This window comes from Sphaerisporangium siamense (assembly GCF_014205275.1).
GTDB classification, from domain to species: Bacteria; Actinomycetota; Actinomycetes; order Streptosporangiales; family Streptosporangiaceae; genus Sphaerisporangium; species Sphaerisporangium siamense.
The window spans coordinates 7,984,465-8,003,723 of the sequence record NZ_JACHND010000001.1; the positions used below are offsets into that span (position 1 = coordinate 7,984,465).

Genomic DNA, 19,259 nt, shown 5'->3' on the forward strand with positions numbered 1-19,259 from the left:
ATGACCGGCACGGCCCCGTCTACGGCTGGAAGCGGTAGCCCATTCCCGGCTCGGTGAGCAGGTGGCGCGGGTGGGCGGGGTCGGCCTCCAGCTTGCGCCGGAGCTGCACCATGTACTGCCGCAGGTAGTGCGTCTCCTTCACGTAGTTGCTCCCCCAGACCTCGGTGAGCAGGCGGCGCTGGCTGATCAGCTTGCCCGGGTTGCGCAGCAGGATCGTCAGCAGGTGCCACTCGGTGGGCGTGAGCCGCACGCCGCCCGAGACCGTCTTGGCGACCAGGTCGACGACGTGGTCGCCGACGGGGATCTCGGCCAGTTCCTCGTCCTGCGTGGCCGCGCGCCGGGTGACGGCGCGGATCCTGGCGAGGAGTTCGTCGATCCCGAACGGTTTGGTCACGTAGTCATCGGCGCCCGCGTCCAGCGCGTCCACCTTGTCGGCGCTGCCGGACCTGCCGGACAGCACGATGATCGGCACCTTGGTCCAGCCCCGCAGCCCGTGGATCACGTCCACGCCGTCGATGTCGGGAAGGCCCAGGTCCAGCACGACCAGGTCGGGGTGCCACCCGGCGGCCTGGCGCAGCGCGGTGCCGCCGTCCCTGGCCACCTCGACCTCGTAGTGCCGCGCGAGGAGGTTGATGCGCAGGGCCCGCAATAGCTGGGGTTCGTCGTCAACGACGAGAATCTTGGTCATACGCCGCCCGCTCTGAAGTAATTCGGCAGAGTGAGGATCATAGTCAAGCCGCTCCCCCGAAGTCTCCTCTGGGTGGAGGGTGCGGCGTTTCCCCTCAGCCGATCGTGCCCGAGCGGGCGGCGTACGCCTGGTCGGACCCCGGAGCTACCGGGCGCCCACCGCGCGTCCTCGCCCGCCGGGGAAGAGCGGCGTGCCGAGCACGGCGTAGCCGACGACGGCCACGCACGCGAACCCGAGCAGCAGGCCCCACGTCACGTCCGTGAGGTGGTGCATGCCCCGGTACAGGCGCGAGGCCGCGACGATGAGCGGGCCCGCGAGCCCGAGACCCCACCACAGCGCCTTGAGCAGGGCGTGGCGGTGGGTGTGCAGGGCCAGGACCAGTGCCATGCCGCAGTAGAAGCCCACGGCGGCGCTGGTGTGACCGGAGGGGAAGCTGGAGGTCGGCGGCGCGGGGTCCAGGTGGTGGACCTGGGGGCGCGGCCGGTCGATGAACACGGTGGCCTGCAGGAACACCAGCGACTGCGACCACACGGCGAGGATGATGAAGATCGACTCACGCCAGCGGTGGAAGACCAGCCGGAAGGTGATCGCGGCGATCGCGGTGAGCACCACGATCACCGGCGTGTCCGACAGCATGGACCCGTAGTGCGTGAGGGTGTTGAACAGGGACGTGCGGTCCTGCTCCAGCCCCTGGTTGACCGCGAGCTCGCCCGCCACCTCGCTGTGCAGCGGCCTGGTGATCAGCCACCCGACGCCGTCGGTGACGAGCGCGAGCAGCACGACGGGGAGTAAGAGAAGTCGCGCGGCCCATGCCGCGGTGGAGGACCACCGGGAGCCGTCCGCGGTCCTGACCTGACTAGCCTCCGTGACCATGCTCTCTTCCCTTCGGGGATATCTCTTCCTTGGCCTCCGGTTCCACACCCTCGCGGTGCGGCGCGGCGGGACGGCGGCCGATCTCACGACGCCATGTCTCGAAGGCCGCGGTCGTGGCGGCGATCACCGCCACGCCGAGCACGATGCCCGCCGTCACGTCGCTGACCCAGTGCACCCCGAGGGCGACCCGCGTGTAGGCGACGCCGGCGACGATCACCCCGGCGACGGCCCAGGCGATCGTCCGCTGTCTGCCGCGGAGCATGGGCAGGATCAGCAGGACCATCACCCCGGCGCCCAGGGTGGCGTTGAGGGCGTGGCCGGACGGGAATGACGAGCCCGGCGCGATGGCCACGGGGTCGGGCAGGTGCGGCCGGGCGCGCGCGACGGCCACCTTCAGCGCCAGCCCGAGCAGCCCGCCGACGGCGATCGTGGTGACCGCCCACGCGGCGAGCCGCGGCGCGCGCCGCCACACCAGGTACACCGCGGCCAGGCCGACGACCACGCGCCAGACCTCGGGGGCGAAGACGTGTGTCCAGATCTGCAGGGCCAGCACCCAGCCGGGCCGGCCGACCGCGAAGGCGTGCAGGTCACGGGCGACGCTCTCGTCCAGGTCGTTCAGCGGCCCGAAGGAGGTCTGGACCAGGACGAGCAGCAGCGTGAACGGCACCAGGACCAGGAAGACCGCGCCGGAGGCGAGCGTGAGCCGGAGCCCGAGCCGTCTCTCGCGGTCGAACCGCTTGCCGAACCAGCCGCCCGTTCCACCTGGCCTCTCCACCGTGTCCGGCCCGGCTTCGTTGCCTTTGATGCTCTTGATCCCTTTGTTTCCCCGGTCCGCCCCGCGCGTCAGGCCGTCACGGCGCGAACCGACATGATCACCGTACGTACTCATCGCTCACCCTACCTCCGCCGCCTGCCTGACCTCGGACATCTCCACGCCACGCGCGTGCGGCCCGGCCGGGTCGCCCGCCGGTCCCGGGTCCGGCGTGGCGGGCCGCCCCACGCCGCCGCGGCAGGCCTCCAACTGCGCGGCGAAGGACAGGCCGAGGAACAGCGCCACCGAGCTGAGCAGGGACCACAACATGAGCGCCATGACCGCGGTCAGCGGGCCGTAGGTCTGGCCGAAGGAGCCGGACCTCTCCACGTACAGCGACAGGCCCCAGCTGAAGACCGTCCACAGCGCCAGCGCCACGATGGCGCCGCCCGCGAGCCAGGTGTGCCCGGGCTGCCTGCGGCGGGGCGCGGCGCGGAACAGGACAGAGGCCGACAGCACGGCAAGCAGGAATCCGGCCGGCCAGCGCAGCAGCGTCCACGCGGTGAGGGCCGTGCCGCTCCAGTGGTACACCTCGGCGAACGCGCGGCCGAGGCCCGCGCCGCCGACCAGGATGATGAAGCCCAGCGTCATGAACGACCCGGCGGTGACCGCCATGACCATCGCCTTCAGGTACTTGTGGCGGAAGGGGCTGTCGCGTTCGACGCCGTAGATGCGGTTGGCGCCCCGTTCGACCTGGGCCATGGCCGTGGTCAGCCCGACCACCGCGGTCAGCAGGCCGAACCACAGGGCGATGGCGCCCCCGTCGTCGGCGTGGCGGCGGCTGACCTCCAGCGCGTCCCTGACCACCTGCGCGCCGGACACGGGCGCGAACCGGTGGATGGTCAGTTCGAGGACGCGGCCGAGCCGCTCCTGGTGCAGGACGGAGCTGAGCCCCACGACGGCGATGACGCCGGGGATCACCGACAGGCAGATCTGGAAGGCCAGCGCCCGGGAATGGCTGAAGCCGTCCCCGTAGCGGAAGCGGACGATCGAGTCGCGGACGAGGTGCCAGCCGCCGTAGCGGCGCAGCGTGGCCCACGCGTCGTCGGCGTCGAGCTCCTCGCCGGTCATCGACCGGGTCTCGGGCACCGTGTTGGCGGTTCCCACCGGTCAGCCCTCCACCGCGCGCGGGACGCGCGGCACGGCGGGTGCGCCGTTCGGCGCCTCAGCGATCACTCCGGACATGGCAGTGCGTGCTACCCGGAAAGTCGCTATTTGAACGGGTTTTGCGGATGTAAGCCGCCGCGCCCTACGCGCCGGCCGTGACCTCCGCGACCACGCAGCTGATGTTGTCCGGCCCGCCGCCCTCCTTGGCGAGGTCGATCAGCCGCTGGGCCGCGACCCCGAGGTCGCCGCCCGCGCTCAGCGTCTCGTGCAGGGCCGCCGCGCCGACGACGCCGCTCAGGCCGTCCGAGCAGATGAGGTAGCGGTCGCCCGCGTAGGCCTCGCGCATCGACAGGTCGGGCTCGACCGAGCCGCTGCCGCCGAGCGCGCGCATGAGCAGCGACCTGCGCGGATGCGCCGCCGCCTGCTCGGCGGTCATCTGCCCGTCGTCCACGAGGGACTGGACGAGGGTGTGATCGCGGGTGATCTGGTAAAGGTATCCGTCGCGGAGCATGTAGCCGCGGGAGTCGCCGATGTGGGCGAGGGCGAACCGCCTGCCGTCCCAGAGCATGGCCGTGAGGGTGGTGCCCATGCCGGTGAGCTTGGGGTCGCGGTCCGCCATGTCCCTGAGCCTGCGGTCCGCCTCGGCGATGGTGGTGCCCAGGGCGCCGAGCACGTCGGACCCGGGCGGGTCGCCGTCGAGGACGGACAGGGTGGCGATGACCGTCGCGCTCGCCACCTCGCCGTGGCTGTGCCCACCCATGCCGTCGGCGACGGCGAGCAGCCGGGGCCCGGCGTACACCGAGTCCTCGTTGCGCTGGCGGCGGAGGCCGACGTCGGTGCGAGCCGCGTAACGCAGCGTGAGCGTCGCGTTGTTCGACATGGCCTCAGTAAATCATTGGTTGAATCACTTCACAAGCATCTAATTCGTGGAGCGCAGCGGCATGGTGGACTAATCTGACCGTGGGGACGCGGTGGCCCCTTCGGTGAGCAGGGAGATGTGCGACAAATGGGACACGACGCCATGGTGAACGCGGGCGACATCGCCCGGCTCGCCGACGTCGGCCGCGCCGCCGTGAGCAACTGGCGGCGCCGCCACGACGACTTCCCGCAACCCGTCGGCGGCACGGCGGCGAGCCCGCTGTTCTCCCTTCCCGAGGTCGAGGACTGGCTCCGCCGTAACGGCAAATCGTACGAGATGTCGCTCGGCGACCGGGTGTGGCAGCGGGTGCGGGCCTCCGGCGACGACCTGCGCCTCGGCGACCGGGTCGGCTGCGCGGGCGCCTTCCTGCTCTACCTGCACCGCGACCCCGGCGGCTGGAAGCGGCTCTCCACCTCCCCCGACCCCGTCGCCCTGCTGCCCGAGGCCGCCGCCACCGCCACTGCCGACCTCCCCGTCCCCGCCGCCTGGGACCTGATCGACGCCCGCCTGTACCACCTCCTCGCCGACCTCGCCGCCGAGCAGGGCCCCGCGTCCGCGTTCGAGCTGCTCTGCGAACGGTACGCCGAGGCCCACTCGCGGCGGCTCGCGGTGACCCGCCCCGAGATCGCCGGCCTGCTCGCCCGCCTCGCCCGGCACGACCTGGAGGACCTGGTGGACGGCCCGCTTCCCGGCGACGCCGCCGAGAACGGCCCGGTTCCCGGCGCCTCCGAGGAGAGCTCGGTTCCCGGCGATGCCCCCGAGGACGGCGAACCGGCGGCGCCCACGGTGCTGGACCCTGCCTGCGGCATCGGCGAGCTGCTGCTGCCCCTCGCCGGCGCCCGCGTACTCGGGCAGGAGGTCGGCGAGACCGCGGCCCTGCTCACCGCCGTGCGCCTGCTGCTGCGCGACACCCGCGCCGAGATCGTCGCCGGAGACTCGCTCCGGCTGGACGGCTTCCCCCGCCTGCGCGCCGACGCCGTCGTCTGCGACCCGCCGTTCAACGAGCGCGCCTGGGGCTACGAGGACCTGACCGCCGACCCCCGCTGGGAGTACGGCCTGCCGCCGCGCGGCGAGCCCGAGCTGGCCTGGGTGCAGCACTGCCTGGCCCACGTGCGCCCCGGCGGGCTGGTCGCGATCCTCATGCCCCCGGCCGCCGCGAGCCGCCGTCCCGGCAAGCGGATCCGGGGCAACCTGCTGCGCGCGGGCGCGCTGCGGGCCGTGGTCACGCTGCAGGCGGGCGGGCCCGACCTGTGGCTGCTGCGCCGGCCGCGGCTCGGCGACGCGCCGCCGTCGCAGGTGCTGCTGATGGACGCCGCCTCCCCCACGGCGCGGGAGGCGTCCGTACCGGGGTTTTCCGCACCGCCGTCCCCGCCCGGGGAGGACGGCCCCGCCGCCGTGGAGGCCGCCTGGCGCGCCTTCACGGCCGACCCCGGCAAGCCGCCGCCCGGCCACTGCCGCACGGTCCGCATCATCGACCTGCTGGACGACGAGGTGGACCTCGCCCCGGCGCGTCACCTGCCGCTGCTCGCCGACGACGAGGACCCGGCCGCGGTGTTCGTCACGACCGCCGAGCGTTTCCGCGCCCTGGCCGCCGCGCTGCCGGACGCGCCTCCCGCGCTCGACGCCCTCCCTCGGCCGCTGGACCTGCCGAGCACGACCATCGGCGAGCTGGTCAAGGCGGGCCTGCTCACCGTCCACCAGGGACCGCCCCGGATGCCCGCGGACGAGGGCACGGCGCCCGTGCTGACCGCGGCCGACCTCACCGCGGGAGGCGCCCCGACCGGGCGCGGCTCCCCCGGCCCCGGCGCGGTCACGATCCAGGCCGGGGACGTGGTCGCCGCGGGCGTCACCGGCGACGGCGCGGCCCGCACGATCACCGAGGGCGGCGCGATGCTCGGACCGCAGCTCTACCTCTACCGGGTGGACCCCGACCGCCTGGACCCCGACTTCCTGGCCGGCTGCCTGCGGTACGCGGGCGTGTGGGCGACCTCCCGCTCCCACCCGGGGGCGAGCCGCGTCGACGCGCGCCGGGTGCGCATCCCCCGGCTCTCCCTGGCCGAGCAGCGGGTGTACGGCGCGGCGTTCCGCCGGCTCGTCGAACTGGAGGACCGGCTGCGCGAGACGGCCGCGCTGGGCGAGGCGCTCATCCGGTTAGGCTTTGACGGACTGGTCGGCGGACATCTGCGGCCCAGCGGCTGAGGGTGTATTTTTCCCCCGATAGATCATCAGGAGGGGCGAATGGTCATCGGCGACCGCTATGTCCTTGACGACCTGCCCCTCGGCCAGGGCGGCATGGGCGCGGTCTACGCCGGGCACGACAAGCACCTCGACCGTCGTGTCGCGGTGAAGTTCCTGCGGTTCCCCGGCGGGCCCGACGCCGAGCTGGAACAGCGCTTCATGCGCGAGGCTCGTATCCTCGCCCGGCTCGAACACCCCGGGGCGCCCGTCCTGTACGACTTCGGCACCTTCGACCAGCGTCTCTTCCAGATCCTCCAGTTCATCGACGGTGTCACCGTCGCCGACCTGGTCAGCGAGCACGGCCCGCTGCCCGTCCCCTGGGCCGCCGCCATCACCGCCCAGGCGTGCGCCGTGCTCTCCGCCGCGCACTCCCTGTCGATCTGCCACCGCGACCTCAAGCCGACCAACCTGATGCTGTGCCCCGACGGCAGCGTCAAGGTGCTCGACTTCGGCCTCGCCATGGTGCGCGAGGCGGACGTCACCCAGTTCACCCGCATCGGGCAAATCCTCGGCACCCCCGCCTACATGGCGCCCGAGCAGATCCAGCGCGGCCTGGCGAGCCCGCGCAGCGACCTGTACGCCCTCGGCTGCGTCCTGCACGAGATGCTCACCGGCCGCCAGCTCTTCGTCGGCCCCACCGAGTACGCCGTCTTCGAGAAACAGGTCAACGAGCGCCCGCCCGCCGTCCCCGGCGCCCCCGCCCCGCTGAACCGCCTCATCGCCGACCTCCTGGAAAAGGACCCCGGCGCCCGCCCCGCCGACGCCGTCACCCTGTACGACCGCCTCACCCCTTTCGCCACCGACCTCCCCCTGCTCCCCGGCTTCCTCACCCCACCCTCGACCTCCAGCCCCGGCCGCATGTACGCCCGCATCCTCGGCCGCGTCCTCCCCTGACCCGCCTCATGACGCGTCCGCTCTTCTCTTAAGCGTCTGGGTCGGCGATCTCTATGACGTGCAGCCGCTCGTCCGTGGCCTGGGACGGCTGCTGCCACTTGGCGGCGTCCAGGGTGAGGATGGGGCAGACCGCGACGTCGGCGATGGCGGCCACGTGCGCGTCGAAGATGTCCAGGCCGGTGGTGGCCATCATGTCGGTGAGCTTGGCGGCCTGGAGTACACCGTCGAGCGGGGCGACGGTGGCGCCATCGAACGCGGCCAGGCCGGTGAGGAGAGCTTGGGCGTCCGGTGCGCCCCGGCTGCCCGCCAGCGCGCCGGCGACGGCCAGCGCGGGAACGACCAGCGGCTGGCCGGCCTGGTCCAGGCCCTGCAGAAGGCCGATCAGATCGGCGTCTCCGCGTGCGACGTCGCCGAGGACACTGCTGTCGAGGATGTACGGGGTAGGGGTGAAGTCACTCACCGGACGCCTTGGGGAGACCGTGGTCGGCGAGCTGGCGGTTCACGTGAGCCATCATGCGGGCCACGCGAGCGGGGTCGGCCTCTCGGGCGCGCTCGCGGAGCAGGGCGAGCGCACGCTGGTCCGCGAGGCGTTTCGCCGCGATGGCGTCGTTGAAGACGGCGGCCACGCTGGTGGCTTTGCCGGTCTCGACGAGGTGTTCGGCGTATTCCACGACCTCGGGGTCCACGGTGATGGTGATGCGAGCTTTCCTGTCTCCGCTCATACCCCGGATCATACTCGGCGTGCGGCACGCCTATCCTGAGAACGCGGGAAGGCGCGGGCCGTCAGCACGGCCCGCGCGCCCTGCCGAACCCGCCTCAGCCGCTACAGATTCGCAGAAGGACGCCAGGTTCCCGATCCCGGATGTCTGCTGGAAGCTTCCGGCGTCTGGCCCACGTCCGAGGAGGCGAGAGTGTCCAGTACGTTCTCGAAGATTTTCTGGAGTTGGTGGACCTGGTCGGGGGTGAGCTGGTCGAACAGGGCCCGCCGGACTTCCTCGACGTGGCCGGGGGCGGCTGCCGCCAGTGCGGCGAAGCCCTCGGGGGTCAGGGTGGCGACGTTGGTGCGGGCGTCGCCGGGGCGTTTGCGGCGGGTGACCCAGCCCTGGGCCTCCAGTTTGGCGACCGCGTGGGAGAGCCTGCTCGGTGAGGAGCGGACCAGGCGGGCGAGGTCGGTCATCGTCATCGCCCGCCCGGGCGCCTCGGAGAGCATGGCGAGGATCATGTAGTAGGTGTGCGGCATGCCGGCGTCGCGCTGGAGCTGCCGGTCCAGCGACTCGTGCAGCAGCCGCGACGCCCACAGGAAGGTGCGCCACGCCCGCTGCTCGTCCTCGTCCAGCCACCGCGTCTCACCCACACGCCAAGTCTAGCCATTTGGTTGAGCGTTCAATTGAGTTGTGGCGAGGACACCGTGAGCGGGGAGACGCGCAGGCGGCCCAGCGCCGCGCGAAGGGTCTCACGCGAGGCCGGGTGAACGATCCGGCCGCCGGCGTCGAAGACGGCCGTCCCGGCGGGGGCCACGAGCTCGGCGGAGTGGACCGAGGCGCCGGCGGCGCCGAGCGCCCGGTGCAGGACGGTCTGGGTCCACATCGACTCGTAGGGGCGCAGGCCGCACGTCACCACCACGACCGGCTTGCCGAGCAGCGGCCAGGCGCCGTGCGCGGACGACGTCCACTCCAGGGCGTGCACGAGCTCCTGCGGCAGCACGCTGTGGGCCGGGGCGGCGATGATCGCGCCGTCGGCCGCGGTGAGGGCCTGGCAGAGGTCGCGCACCGGCGGCGGGATCTCCCCGTCCGAGACGGGCGGCACGCGGTCAAGCCCCTCCCAGATCCACAGGTCCGCGGGCGCGGGCAGTTCCGCGCCCGCCGCCTCCAGCAGCCCGCGGACGTACGCCCCGGAGAGCAGGCTGCCCGCGATGCCGACGATCTTCATGGTCCCCCCAGCGTCCCGCGCGCCATTGCGCGTCACCGATCGAGTCGATCACTCGCAGGACGGCTGCCCGGGAGAACGGCGGACGAACATGATCGCGGCACTGCGTCCGATCCGTTATCCGGGATATGTGCGCCCGGCCACGCGACGGTCATCGGTCACTCTGAGGCATCAGAGCAGGCACAACGGACAAATGGCGATTTGCACCAGTAAGATGCCTGCCCTGAGGGATCCCGGCGATTCGGAGGAGAACGTGCGGCGCCGAGTGCGGAGGCTCGCATTGAGAGCGCCCTCGATCTTCCAGTGCGCGGCCGCGGCCTCCGTGGCGTGGGTCGTGGCCAAGGAGCTCCTCGGACATCCCCGGCCGTTCTTCGCGCCGATCGCGGTCGTGATCTGCATCGGGGTCGCGCTCGGCCGCCGGGTGCGCCGCATGCTGGAGATGGTCGTCGGCGTCGGGCTCGGCATCGGCGTCGGAGACCTGATCATCGCGCGGATCGGCTCGGGGGCGTGGCAGATCGCGCTGGTCGTGGCGTTCGCGATGGCGGTGGCCGTGCTGCTCGACGAGGGGCCGGTGATCGCCCTGCAGGCGGGGTCGTCGGCCGTGCTGGTCGCCACGCTGCTCCCTCCGTCCGGCACCGGCGGCGCCGACCGCATGGTGGACGCGTTCGTCGGCGGGTTCGTGGCGATGGCCGCCGTGGCACTGCTGCCCGCCGACCCGGTCGCGCTGGTGCACCGGCACGGGCGCGTGGTCCTGGACGCGCTGGCCGACGCCCTGGAGGGGGCCGCCGAGGCCATCGCCGGGCGGGACGTCGCGCGCGCCGCCGACGCGCTGGACAAGGCGCGCGGGTCACAGGCCGCCGTCGAACGGCTGCGCGACGCGCTCCAGACCGGGCGCGAGACGGCCGTCCTGAGCCCCCTGCGGTGGCACACGCGCGGCAGGCTGGCCCGCTACCAGGAGGCCGGCGTCCACATCGACCACGCCCTGCGCAACACCCGCGTGCTCCTGCGCCGCACGCTCGCGGCGCTGCGGGACGGCGAGCCGATGCCCGGGGAGCTGACCGCCCATCTGCACGGCCTGGCCGACGCGGCACGGCTGCTGGGCGAGGAGCTGGCCGCCGGGGCGCCGTCCGAGGGCGCGCGGCGGGCGGCGCTGGCCGTGGCCGCGCACGAGGACACCGCCCCGGCGTCCGGCGGCTTCTCCACCGGCGTCGTCACCGCCCAGCTCAGGTCCATCACCGTGGACCTGCTCGTCGCGACCGGCCTGGACCGCGACACGGCGATGGCGTCCCTGCCCGCGGCGCACGGAACCGTAGAGGAGCGCGAGCAGGAAGCTCCCCGAGCCGACTGACCCGCGGGGTCGGCCGGAAGGCCGTGGCCGGGCGACACGTGGGCTCCCGGCGACTGCCGAACCACTCGCACGGCGGCTTCGGCGACGTGGTCAGCGGGCGCGGGCGCCCTCGGGGGTGCGGCGCAGGGCGCGGCCGGGGAGGGCGCCCGTGGGGCGGCCGTCGGAGATGACGGCCACGCCGCCGACGAAGACGTGCGGGATGCCGTCGGGCGTGCGGCGGGGGTCCTCGAAGGTGGCGGTGTCGGCGACGGCCTCGGGGTCGAAGAGGACGAGGTCGGCGTGGTACCCGGCGCGCACGAAGCCGCGCCGCTCCAGCCTCAGGCGCCGGGCGGCGCGCCCGCTGAGGTGGGCGACGCATTCCTCCAAGGTGAGGACGCCTTCGTCGCGGACGTAGTGGCCGAGGTAGCGGGCGAACGTGCCCCAGGCGCGCGGGTGCGGGCGGGCGCCGGTCAGCAGGCCGTCGCTGCCCCCGGTGTGCGCCGGGTGCCGCATGATGGCCCGCACGTTCTCCTCGTCGCCGACCAGTTGCAGGATCGTGGTGCCGAGCTCGTCGTCGAGGAGCTGGTCGCGGAACACCTCGAACGGCGCGCGGCCGGACTCCGCGGCGAGGTCGGCGATCGTGCGCCCGGCACGGACGGCGAGGGCGGGCGAGCGGGTGCCGGAGATCTGGATGGTGGCCCAGTCCACCGGCACGCCGTGGCAGCCGTCGGAGCCGGTCTCCTCCAGGTCGTGCCGCACGCGGGCGGCGGCGTCCGGGTCGCGCAGCCGGGCCAGCGTGGCGGCGGGCCCGCCCTCGGAGGCCCAGCTCGGCAGCAGCGCGGCCAGGGTGGTGGAGCCGGGCAGGTAGGGGTAGGTGTCGAGGGTGATGTCGCGGCCCTCGGCGATGGCCGCGTCGAGCAGGTCCAGCAGGTCCTGGGCGCGCCCGGCGTTGACGCCGAAGTTCATGGTCGCGTGGGCGAGGTGCAGCGGGCAGCCGGATTCGCGCGACACCGCGACCATCTCGGCGTAGGCGTCGAGGGCCCCGGCGCCGTAGGAGCGGTGGTGCGGCGAGTAGTAGCCGCCGTGCCGGGCGACGACCGCGCACAGCTCGGTCAGCTCGCGGGTGCCCGCGTACATGCCCGGCGTATAGGTGAGCCCGCTGGACATGCCGACCGCGCCCTCCCGCATCGCGGTGGCGACCAGCTCCTTCTGGCGCCGCAGCTCGTCCTCGGTGGCCAGGCGGGCGTCCCAGCCCATGACGAGCGCGCGCACCGTCCCCTGGGGCACCAGGTAGCAGGCGTTGACGGCGATGCCCTGGTCGAGCCGGTCGAGGTATTCGCCGACCGTGCGCCAGTTCCAGTCGAAGCCGTCCGGGTCGCCGTTCCACCCGGCGATCTGGCGGCGGAGCTGCGCGAGCGTGTCGTCGTCCACGGGCGCGTACGACAGGCCGTCCTGGCCCAGCACCTCGCAGGTGACGCCCTGGGCGACCTTGGCGAGGTGCGCGGGCTCGGTGAGCAGGGCGAGGTCGGAGTGGGCGTGCATGTCGACGAAGCCGGGCGCGAGCACCAGCCCGTCGGCGGGCAGGACGCGCCGCCCGTCGGCGACGGCCCTCCCCAGCGGGTCGAGGGCGGTGACGCGGCCGCCGGTGACCGTGACGTCCGCGGCGTAGGCGGGGGCGCCGGTGCCGTCGGCGACCATGGCCCCGCGCACGACCAGGCCGGTGGTACCCGGCCGTCGTCCGGCTGCGTCGCTCACCGCTCACATCCCTTCGGGAAGGCGCCCCGGTTCAGAAGAAGGTTCTCACGAGGTCCACGACCCGGGGCTCGGCGGCGTCCACGTCGTCGACCACGGGGATGAGCGTCCACTTGTCCAGGGCGGTGCAGGGGTGGGACAGGCCGAGGCGCACGATGTCGCCGCAGTCCAGCTCGGAGGCCGGGTCCAGCTCCAGGAAGGTGTGCTGGTCCTTGAGCGAGGTGACCCTGGCCCCGCGCAGGGCCGCCGTGCCGGGCAGGCCGCGCGCCGCCTGCGGGACCGGCAGGTCCTCGTCGAACGGCAGGTCCCGCTTGCCCGCGTCCAGCAGCGCCAGCCCGGGTTCCGGGCGCGAGATCACCCGCGCCCAGCCGTGCATGGCCGACCGCAGCGGCCCGGGGCCGGTCCCGCGCGAGAACGGCGAGATGTGGCGGTAGAAGCCGTCGTCGTGGACGACGTAGGCCCCCGAGCGCAGCACCACACGGCCGTGCAGCCCGCCGAGGACGTCCACCACCTGGTCGAAGTAGGCGCTGCCGCCGGCGGTGAGGACCGGCTCGTCCACCTCGTAGGGCAGCTCGCCGTGCAGGACGGCCATGCGCTTGAGGAACGCCCCGACCGCGCCGGTACTGGACGGGGACGCGTCGTGGCCGATCGCGCCCTCGTACCCGGCGAGCCCGGCGAGCCGCAGCGTGGGCGCGGCGCGGACCGCCGCGGCGACGGCCCTGGCCTCCTCCTCGTCCCTGACCCCGGTACGGCCGCCGGGCGCGCCGAGCTCCACGCAGACGTCCACGGGCCGCTCGGCGCCCGCCTCGCGCAGCGCGGCGTCCATGATCTCGACGGTGCGGCGGGAGTCGGCCCAGCACAGGAACGAGAAGGCGGGGTCGCCGTCGAGCTGGGCGGCGACCCAGGCCGTGCCGAGCGGGTCGAGCAGGCCGGCGGCCAGCATGAGCCGGCCGACGCCGAAGGCGCGCGCGACGCGGAGCTGCGGCAGGTTCGCCAGCGTGAGGCCCCAGGCCCCCGCGGCGAACTGGCGCTCCCACAGCGCCGGGGCCATCGTGGTCTTGCCGTGCGGGGCCAGCGACACTCCCGCCTCGGAGGTCCAGGCCGCCATCGTGGCGAGGTTGTGCTCGATCGCGCGCCGTTCGAGGGTGAGCAGGGGCGTGCCGAACCCGGTGAGCGCCGGGCGGCCGGCGAGGAACTCCCCGGCCGTGACGCCGGAGAGGCCGGGCGGCGCGGCCTTGAAGCGCCAGTCGAGCGGTTCGTCGCGCAGCGCGGCGACGGCGGCGGTGTCGATGAGCACGGGGCCTCCTCGAAGGGCGGCGGCGGGCGGGCGGCGGTTCGTGGCCCGCCAAGTGATCTGCGCTATTTTCTACCCGCCATGCCTAAGCGTGGGAAGCCGATCTTGGGAGACGTCATGAGCGACAAGACCGCGATCCGCACCGACGGCGCGCCCGCGCCCGCGTGGGTGTTCTCGCAGGGGGTGCGCAAGGGCCCGCTGCTGCAGGTGTCCGGCCAGGGCCCGCAGGACCCGGCGACCGGCGAGTACGTGCACCCGGGCGACGTGGTCGCCCAGACGCGCAGGACGCTGGAGAACGTCAAGGCCATCCTGGAGGCCGGGGGCGCGAGCGTCGAGGACGTCGTGATGTTCCGCGTGTACCTCACCAAGCGCGAGGACTTCCCGCTGATGAACGAGGCGTACTCGGCGTTCGTCCAGGAGAACTGCCCGAGCGGGGTGCTGCCGTGCCGCACGACGGTCTTCGTCGGCCTGCCGCACGAGGCGATGCTGGTGGAGATCGACGCGCTGGCGTCCGTCTGACCCACGGCGCGCGGTCCCGTTTGCCCAGGGGTCTCGGGGTATGGCACCCATATACCCGAGTACCCCAGGAGGCGACGATGACCACCTTCGGCTACTTCCTCTCCAGCGAGGAGCACGGGCCGCGTGAGCTCGTCCGCCAGGCCAGGCTCGCCGAGCGGGCCGGCTTCGAGGCGCTGTGGATCTCCGACCACTACCACCCGTGGGTGGACGAGCAGGGGCAGAGCCCGTTCGTCTGGACGGTGATCGGAGCGCTCGCCGAGGCCACCTCGCTGCCGATCACGACCGCCGTCACCTGTCCGCTGGTCCGCGTGCACCCGGCCGTCGTCGCGCAGGCCGCCGCGACCAGCGCCGTGATCACCGAGGGCCGCTTCCGGCTCGGCGTCGGCACGGGCGAGGCGCTCAACGAGCACATCACCGACTCGCGGTGGCCTCCGGCCGCCGAGCGCCTGGAGATGCTGGAGGAGGCGATCGGGCTGATGCGCGAGCTGTGGAGCGGGGAGCTGGTCACCCACCGCGGCCGGCACTACTCCGTGGACACCGCCCGCGTCTACACGCGGCCCGACACGCCGCCGCCGGTGTACATCTCGGGCTTCGGCCCGAAGGCGGTGGACCTGGCCGGCCGGGTCGGTGACGGCTACATCCTCACCGGCCCGAGCGCCGAGCTGATCGAGAAGTTCCACGAGTCCGGCGGGCAGGGCAAGCCCGTGCAGGGCGGGCTCAAGGTCTGTTACGACGAGGACGCCGGCCGGGCGCGCAAGACCGTGCACCGCCTGTGGCCCAACCAGGGCATCACGGGCGAGGCATCGCAGATCCTGCCGCTGCCCCGGCACTTCGAGCAGCTCGCCGAGATCGTCACCGAGGAGCAGGCCACGGCGGCCAGCCCGTGCGGCCCGGACCCCGAGGAGCACGCCGAGGCCATCAGGAAGTACGTGGACGCGGGCTTCGACGAGGTCTACGTGAACCAGATCGGCCCCAACCAGGAGGCGTTCTTCGAGTTCTACGCCCGCGAGGTGCTGCCCCGGCTGCGCTAGGCGGGCACGCCCGCAGACCGGTGCCGGCCCTCGGGTTTATCCGTCCACGCAGGGGCAGACGCCTCTCACCCGGCGGGCGAGCCGACGGGCCACCCCAGAAGGTGAGGGAGACCCGTGATCTTCCCGGAGACCAGGCACGAAGAGCGCGACGACGCGCAGGACGCCCCTATGAGCCCGCTCTGGTCCCGGCTCGGCTGGGAATGACGCCACGCCCGGCTCCGCGCCGTCGCGGCTAGTCCCGCGGCTCGCGCCACTCGGCGTCGAGAAGGCTCATGTTGATCGTCGACCACCATTGGCCGCCGGCCAGTGTGGTCTCGCGGAGCACGCCCTCGCGGCGGAAGCCGAGCCGCTCGTACAGGCGGATCGCGCCGGCGTTGTGCGGGTAGACGCCGAGGTCCACGCGATGGACCTGCAGTTCCTCGAACGCCAGCCGCAGGGCGGCGCGGATGATCGCCGCGCCGTGGCCGCGGCCCTGGCCCGAGGGCGCGACCAGGACCAGGCCGATCCTCGCCGACCAGCCCCGCCGGTCCGGGAGCACGATGAGGTGCGCGACCGGTGTGCCGTCCGCCTCGGTGCCGACGATGACGTGCCTGGCGGGGTCGGCGGCGTGGGCGTCGACCAGTTGGTCCGGCGTGAAGGGCCAGGTGAAGCCGGAGTTCCCCGACCAGGTGGCCAGGGCGTGCGGCCCGTCCACCCAGGAGGCGATGACGGCGGCGTCCCCGGGCTCGAAGCCACGAAAAGCGATCACTCCGTCATATCTACCAAATCACCGCGGCATCGTCCGGGGGGGGCGTCACCGTAGCGTGGAGGCGACGACCTTCGGCCGGCCCGCGCCGAGGAAGAAGACGCCCGGGAATCCCTTGGTCTCGAACCCGGCGCTGCGGTTGCGGCGCAGCCGGGACCCTTCGATCGCCAGCGTGCCGGTGCGGTCGTTGCTGACGAAGAACACCGCGCCGCCGCCCTCGCGCGCGGAGTCGTCCTCGACGACCGACCCGGCGATCCGCACGCTGAAGCGGTTGCCGTCGGTGTAGATCGCCCCGCCGCTGCCGCCGCCGGGGGTGCCGGAGCGGGCCGGGTTGGCGCCGCGGCCGACCGCCTTGTTGCGGGTCATGACGCTGTTGAGGATCACCCAGGACACGCCGATGCTGCTCAGCGCCCCGCCGTTGGAGCAGACGCCGTTCTCGAAGGTGCTGCCGGTCACGAAGACGGGCTGGTCGCGGTACTGGTCGAGCACGCGGACGGCGGCGCCGCCGACGTCCGGGCCCGTGGCGTCGCACCGGTTGCGGGCGAACCGCGTGTTGACGATCTTCAGGCGCCCGCCCCGGACGAAGAGCGCCCCGCCGCCTCCCCCCTCGGCCCGCAGCCCGGTCGCGTTCCCGTCGGCCAGCGTGATGTTCTGGACGGTGAGCCGGGGCCGCGCCTGGTCGTCACAGTGCGAGGTGGTCCACCCCTGCGCCTTGTCGCAGGTGTTCATGTAGAGGACGCGGCGCTTGCCGCCGCCGCTGAGCGTGACGGTGCCGCCGCCGTCCAGCACCACGTCGGGGCGGGCGTTGACCACCTTGGCGGTGTCCCGCATCGTGATCGTGACCGGGCGTGACCCGCAGCGGAAGACGATGACCCCGCCGGCCGCCACGGCCCGGACCACGGCCTGGGAGGTGCAGCTCGCGGGCGTGCCGTCGCCGATCACCCGGTTCGGGCGCGAGACGTCGGCGGCGCGTGCCTCGGCGGGCACGGGCGCACGGCCGCCCGGGTTGCCCGGCCGCGCCGCGAGGGCGCCCCGCGGCGCGGAGGCGTGCGCGGAGCCCCGCGTCTGCGCCGATCCGGCTCCGCCGGTCACCGCGGCGACCGGCACGGCGACCGCCATGGGGACCGACGTGATCGTGGCCACGAGGGGGGCCGCCCACCTGATTCGCACGCGGCCGATGCTACTGCGCCGCATGTGGCTGGATTTCCGGAATACAGGTATTCGCCGGTCAGGTCCGGCGGCCGTCCTCCAGGTAGTGCAGGACGGCGGCCACGCGGCGGTCGGTGCGGTCGGTCGGGGCCAGGTCGAGCTTGGCGAAGATGTTGCGGATGTGCTTGTGCACGGCGCCCTCGCTGACGAACAGCTTCTCGGCGATGGCCGTGTTGCCGAGCCCCTCGGCCATCAGCGCCAGCACGTCCAGCTCGCGCGGGCTGAGCCGGTCCAGCCGGTTGTCCGGCCGGGTGCGGGACAGCAACTGCGCGACGACCTCCGGGTCGATGGCCGTGCCCCCGCCCGCCACGCGGTGCAGCGCGGTGAGGAACTCCGCGACCCGCCCCACCCGCTCCTTGAGCAGGTAGCCCAGCCGCGCGCTGCCGTGCGCGAGCAGATCGGTGGCGAACGCCTGCTCCACGTAGGCCGACAGCACCAGCACGGCCAGCTCCGGGCGGCGGCGCCTGGCCTCGACGGCGGCGACGATGCCCTCGTCGGTGTGGGTCGGCGGCATGCGGACGTCGACGATGGCGACGTCCGGCGCGTGGGCGTCCACGGCGGCCAGGAACCCGTCCGCGTCGGAGGCGGTGGCCACGACGTCGAGCGACTCGGCGCGCAGCAGCAGCGCCAGCCCCTCGCGCAGCAGGGGGTCGTCCTCGGCGATCACGATCCGCATGGCAGGCTCACCTTCAAGATGGTCGGTCCCCCCGGGGGGCTGGTCAGCGTGAACGTCCCGTCGTGCGCCTCGGCCCGGCGGCGGATCCCCCCGAGCCCGGACCCGGCGCGCTCGTCGGCGCCGCCGTGGCCGTCGTCGGTGACCCGCAGGCGCAGCCGCTCGCCGTCACCGTGGACGGCGACGGAGACGCGCCGGGCCCCGCTGTGCCTGGCGACGTTGGTGAGGGCCTCGGCCACCACGAAGTAGGCGGTGGCCTCCACCGACACGGCGCACCTGCCCGGCAGGTCGGCGGTGACCGTGCAGGGCACCGGGCAGGCGGCGGCCAGCCCGGTGAGCGCGTCGGCCAGGCTCCGGTCCTCCAGCACCGGAGGCAGGATCGTGCGCACCACCGCGCGCAGCTCGGCCAGGGCCTGCTCCGCGGCCCCCTGGGCGCGGTCGAGGATCTCCCCGGCGGCGGCGGGGTCACGGGCGACCGCTCGGCGCGCCGCGCCGAGCAGGACGGTGACCGCCACCAGCCGGTTCTGGGTGCCGTCGTGCAGCGACCGCTCGATGCGCCGCAACTCGGCGGCGTGCGCGTCCAGCGCCGCCGCCCGCGTCGCGGTCAGGTGGGCCACCCGCAGCGCCAGGTCGGCGCCGGCGTCGGCGGCCAGCAGCCGCCGCCCCGGCCATGCCTGCAGCCGGGCCAGGCCCGGCAGAGCAAGGACGCAGACCGCGATCCAGCCCACGCCGAGCGCGGCAACAGCGGTGGCGCTGAGCTGGTCGTCCACCACCCAGAGGTTCATGGCGCTGTCGGCGATCTCCTCCGGCGGCGCGAGGCGCCACCAGAGAGGGAGGCTCAGGTCGCGTATGGCGCCGAACGGCAGCGTGAAGCCGATCAGGCCGAGCAGCAGGCCGAGGCTCGCGTGGATCGCCATCCAGCCCAGTTCCCTGCGCACGGCGCGGTCCGCCAGGGCGGCGCGCAGCCCGCGCGGTGTGGGCGCCGGGCCGATCACCTCCGGGCCCCAGCGGGAGAGCCGCGCCCGCTCGCGGTCGGTGACGACGCGCAGGGCGCGCAGGGCGGCGGGCGCCATGAGCAGTCCCACCCCGGCGAGACAGAGCACCGCGGTGACGGCCAGCAGGAGCATCACGAACAGCGCCAGCGTCGCGGTTCCCGCCCCTCCGATGAGATGTTCGAGCGCGTCCAGGGTGGCTTGGGAGAGGGCGCGCGCACTCCATCGTCGGGCGCGCCCGCCCCGTGCGTGGGTCCGCAT

Annotated in this window: 20 protein-coding genes; 5 read left to right on the top strand and 15 right to left on the bottom strand. The window is 73.7% G+C overall.

What is annotated here, in order from left to right; genetic code table 11:
• Positions 1 to 19: 19 nt before the first annotated feature.
• The 5 genes from BJ982_RS36075 to BJ982_RS36095 all read right to left on the bottom strand — a co-directional run bounded on the left by BJ982_RS36075 (position 20) and on the right by BJ982_RS36095 (position 4,359).
• Positions 20 to 688, bottom strand: coding sequence for a response regulator (locus BJ982_RS36075; RefSeq protein ID WP_184887618.1), 669 nt, complete (start codon positions 686 to 688; stop codon positions 20 to 22).
• Positions 689 to 832: 144 nt separating this feature from the next.
• Complete coding sequence (locus tag BJ982_RS36080; RefSeq protein ID WP_184887620.1) at positions 833 to 1,561, bottom strand: phosphatase PAP2 family protein; 729 nt, start codon at positions 1,559 to 1,561, stop codon at positions 833 to 835.
• The gene (locus BJ982_RS36085; protein WP_239122715.1) at positions 1,545 to 2,336 is read right to left on the bottom strand and encodes a phosphatase PAP2 family protein; all 792 of its coding nucleotides are present in this window, start codon (positions 2,334 to 2,336) and stop codon (positions 1,545 to 1,547) included. Before BJ982_RS36085 ends, BJ982_RS36080 begins: the two co-directional genes overlap by 17 nt.
• A 117-nt stretch (positions 2,337 to 2,453) precedes the next feature.
• Complete coding sequence (locus tag BJ982_RS36090; RefSeq protein WP_184887624.1) at positions 2,454 to 3,479, bottom strand: YihY/virulence factor BrkB family protein; 1,026 nt, start codon at positions 3,477 to 3,479, stop codon at positions 2,454 to 2,456.
• 142 nt (positions 3,480 to 3,621) lie between these two features.
• Positions 3,622 to 4,359, bottom strand: coding sequence for a PP2C family protein-serine/threonine phosphatase (locus BJ982_RS36095; RefSeq protein WP_184887626.1), 738 nt, complete (start codon positions 4,357 to 4,359; stop codon positions 3,622 to 3,624).
• Positions 4,360 to 4,485: 126 nt separating this feature from the next.
• On the opposite strand from BJ982_RS36095, the gene BJ982_RS36100 reads away from it, so the two are divergent.
• Positions 4,486 to 6,597: an N-6 DNA methylase gene (locus tag BJ982_RS36100; protein WP_239122714.1), complete on the top strand. Its 2,112-nt coding sequence runs from the start codon at positions 4,486 to 4,488 to the stop codon at positions 6,595 to 6,597.
• 39 nt (positions 6,598 to 6,636) lie between these two features.
• Entirely contained in the window at positions 6,637 to 7,530 is an 894-nt protein-coding gene (locus BJ982_RS36105) for a serine/threonine-protein kinase (RefSeq protein ID WP_184887628.1), read from the top strand.
• A gap of 28 nt (positions 7,531 to 7,558) precedes the next feature.
• On the opposite strand, the gene BJ982_RS36110 is transcribed toward BJ982_RS36105, so the two are convergent.
• From BJ982_RS36110 to BJ982_RS36125, 4 genes are all read right to left on the bottom strand, one after another.
• Positions 7,559 to 7,990: a PIN domain-containing protein gene (locus BJ982_RS36110; protein ID WP_184887630.1), complete on the bottom strand. Its 432-nt coding sequence runs from the start codon at positions 7,988 to 7,990 to the stop codon at positions 7,559 to 7,561.
• Positions 7,983 to 8,252 (bottom strand): hypothetical protein, encoded by a 270-nt coding sequence (locus BJ982_RS36115; RefSeq protein ID WP_184887632.1) that lies wholly within the window; start codon positions 8,250 to 8,252, stop codon positions 7,983 to 7,985. The genes BJ982_RS36110 and BJ982_RS36115 overlap by 8 nt, the downstream gene beginning before the upstream one ends.
• Before the next feature lie 101 nt (positions 8,253 to 8,353).
• Complete coding sequence (locus BJ982_RS36120; RefSeq protein WP_184887634.1) at positions 8,354 to 8,884, bottom strand: MarR family winged helix-turn-helix transcriptional regulator; 531 nt, start codon at positions 8,882 to 8,884, stop codon at positions 8,354 to 8,356.
• Positions 8,885 to 8,913: 29 nt separating this feature from the next.
• Complete coding sequence (locus BJ982_RS36125) at positions 8,914 to 9,459, bottom strand: NADPH-dependent FMN reductase (protein WP_184887636.1); 546 nt, start codon at positions 9,457 to 9,459, stop codon at positions 8,914 to 8,916.
• A gap of 277 nt (positions 9,460 to 9,736) precedes the next feature.
• Between BJ982_RS36125 and BJ982_RS36130 the strand changes: the two genes are divergently transcribed.
• Complete coding sequence (locus BJ982_RS36130; RefSeq protein WP_239122713.1) at positions 9,737 to 10,804, top strand: FUSC family protein; 1,068 nt, start codon at positions 9,737 to 9,739, stop codon at positions 10,802 to 10,804.
• A 90-nt stretch (positions 10,805 to 10,894) separates the two neighbouring features.
• On the opposite strand, the gene BJ982_RS36135 is transcribed toward BJ982_RS36130, so the two are convergent.
• Positions 10,895 to 12,481: an N-acyl-D-amino-acid deacylase family protein gene (locus BJ982_RS36135; protein ID WP_184889848.1), complete on the bottom strand. Its 1,587-nt coding sequence runs from the start codon at positions 12,479 to 12,481 to the stop codon at positions 10,895 to 10,897.
• Positions 12,482 to 12,569: 88 nt separating this feature from the next.
• Positions 12,570 to 13,832: an alanine racemase gene (locus BJ982_RS36140; RefSeq protein ID WP_184887641.1), complete on the bottom strand. Its 1,263-nt coding sequence runs from the start codon at positions 13,830 to 13,832 to the stop codon at positions 12,570 to 12,572.
• Positions 13,833 to 13,946: 114 nt separating this feature from the next.
• Here BJ982_RS36140 and BJ982_RS36145 point away from each other — a divergent pair, with 114 nt between their 5' ends.
• Together BJ982_RS36145 and BJ982_RS36150 are read left to right on the top strand one after the other, a co-directional pair.
• Positions 13,947 to 14,348: a RidA family protein gene (locus BJ982_RS36145; RefSeq protein ID WP_184607864.1), complete on the top strand. Its 402-nt coding sequence runs from the start codon at positions 13,947 to 13,949 to the stop codon at positions 14,346 to 14,348.
• A gap of 77 nt (positions 14,349 to 14,425) precedes the next feature.
• Positions 14,426 to 15,379, top strand: coding sequence for an LLM class F420-dependent oxidoreductase (locus BJ982_RS36150; RefSeq protein WP_184887643.1), 954 nt, complete (start codon positions 14,426 to 14,428; stop codon positions 15,377 to 15,379).
• A gap of 232 nt (positions 15,380 to 15,611) precedes the next feature.
• Here BJ982_RS36150 and BJ982_RS36155 read toward each other — a convergent pair whose 3' ends face one another.
• From BJ982_RS36155 to BJ982_RS36170, 4 genes are read right to left on the bottom strand one after another with little or no spacing between them, the layout of a single operon-like run.
• Positions 15,612 to 16,127, bottom strand: a complete 516-nt coding sequence (locus BJ982_RS36155) for a GNAT family N-acetyltransferase (RefSeq protein WP_184887645.1) — start codon at positions 16,125 to 16,127, stop codon at positions 15,612 to 15,614.
• A 45-nt stretch (positions 16,128 to 16,172) separates the two neighbouring features.
• Positions 16,173 to 17,294, bottom strand: coding sequence for a hypothetical protein (locus tag BJ982_RS36160; RefSeq protein WP_203958858.1), 1,122 nt, complete (start codon positions 17,292 to 17,294; stop codon positions 16,173 to 16,175).
• 58 nt (positions 17,295 to 17,352) lie between these two features.
• On the bottom strand, positions 17,353 to 18,009 hold the full coding sequence (locus BJ982_RS36165) for a response regulator (protein WP_184887650.1): 657 nt from the start codon (positions 18,007 to 18,009) through the stop codon (positions 17,353 to 17,355).
• The gene (locus BJ982_RS36170; RefSeq protein ID WP_184887652.1) at positions 17,997 to 19,259 is read right to left on the bottom strand and encodes a sensor histidine kinase; all 1,263 of its coding nucleotides are present in this window, start codon (positions 19,257 to 19,259) and stop codon (positions 17,997 to 17,999) included. The genes BJ982_RS36165 and BJ982_RS36170 overlap by 13 nt, the downstream gene beginning before the upstream one ends.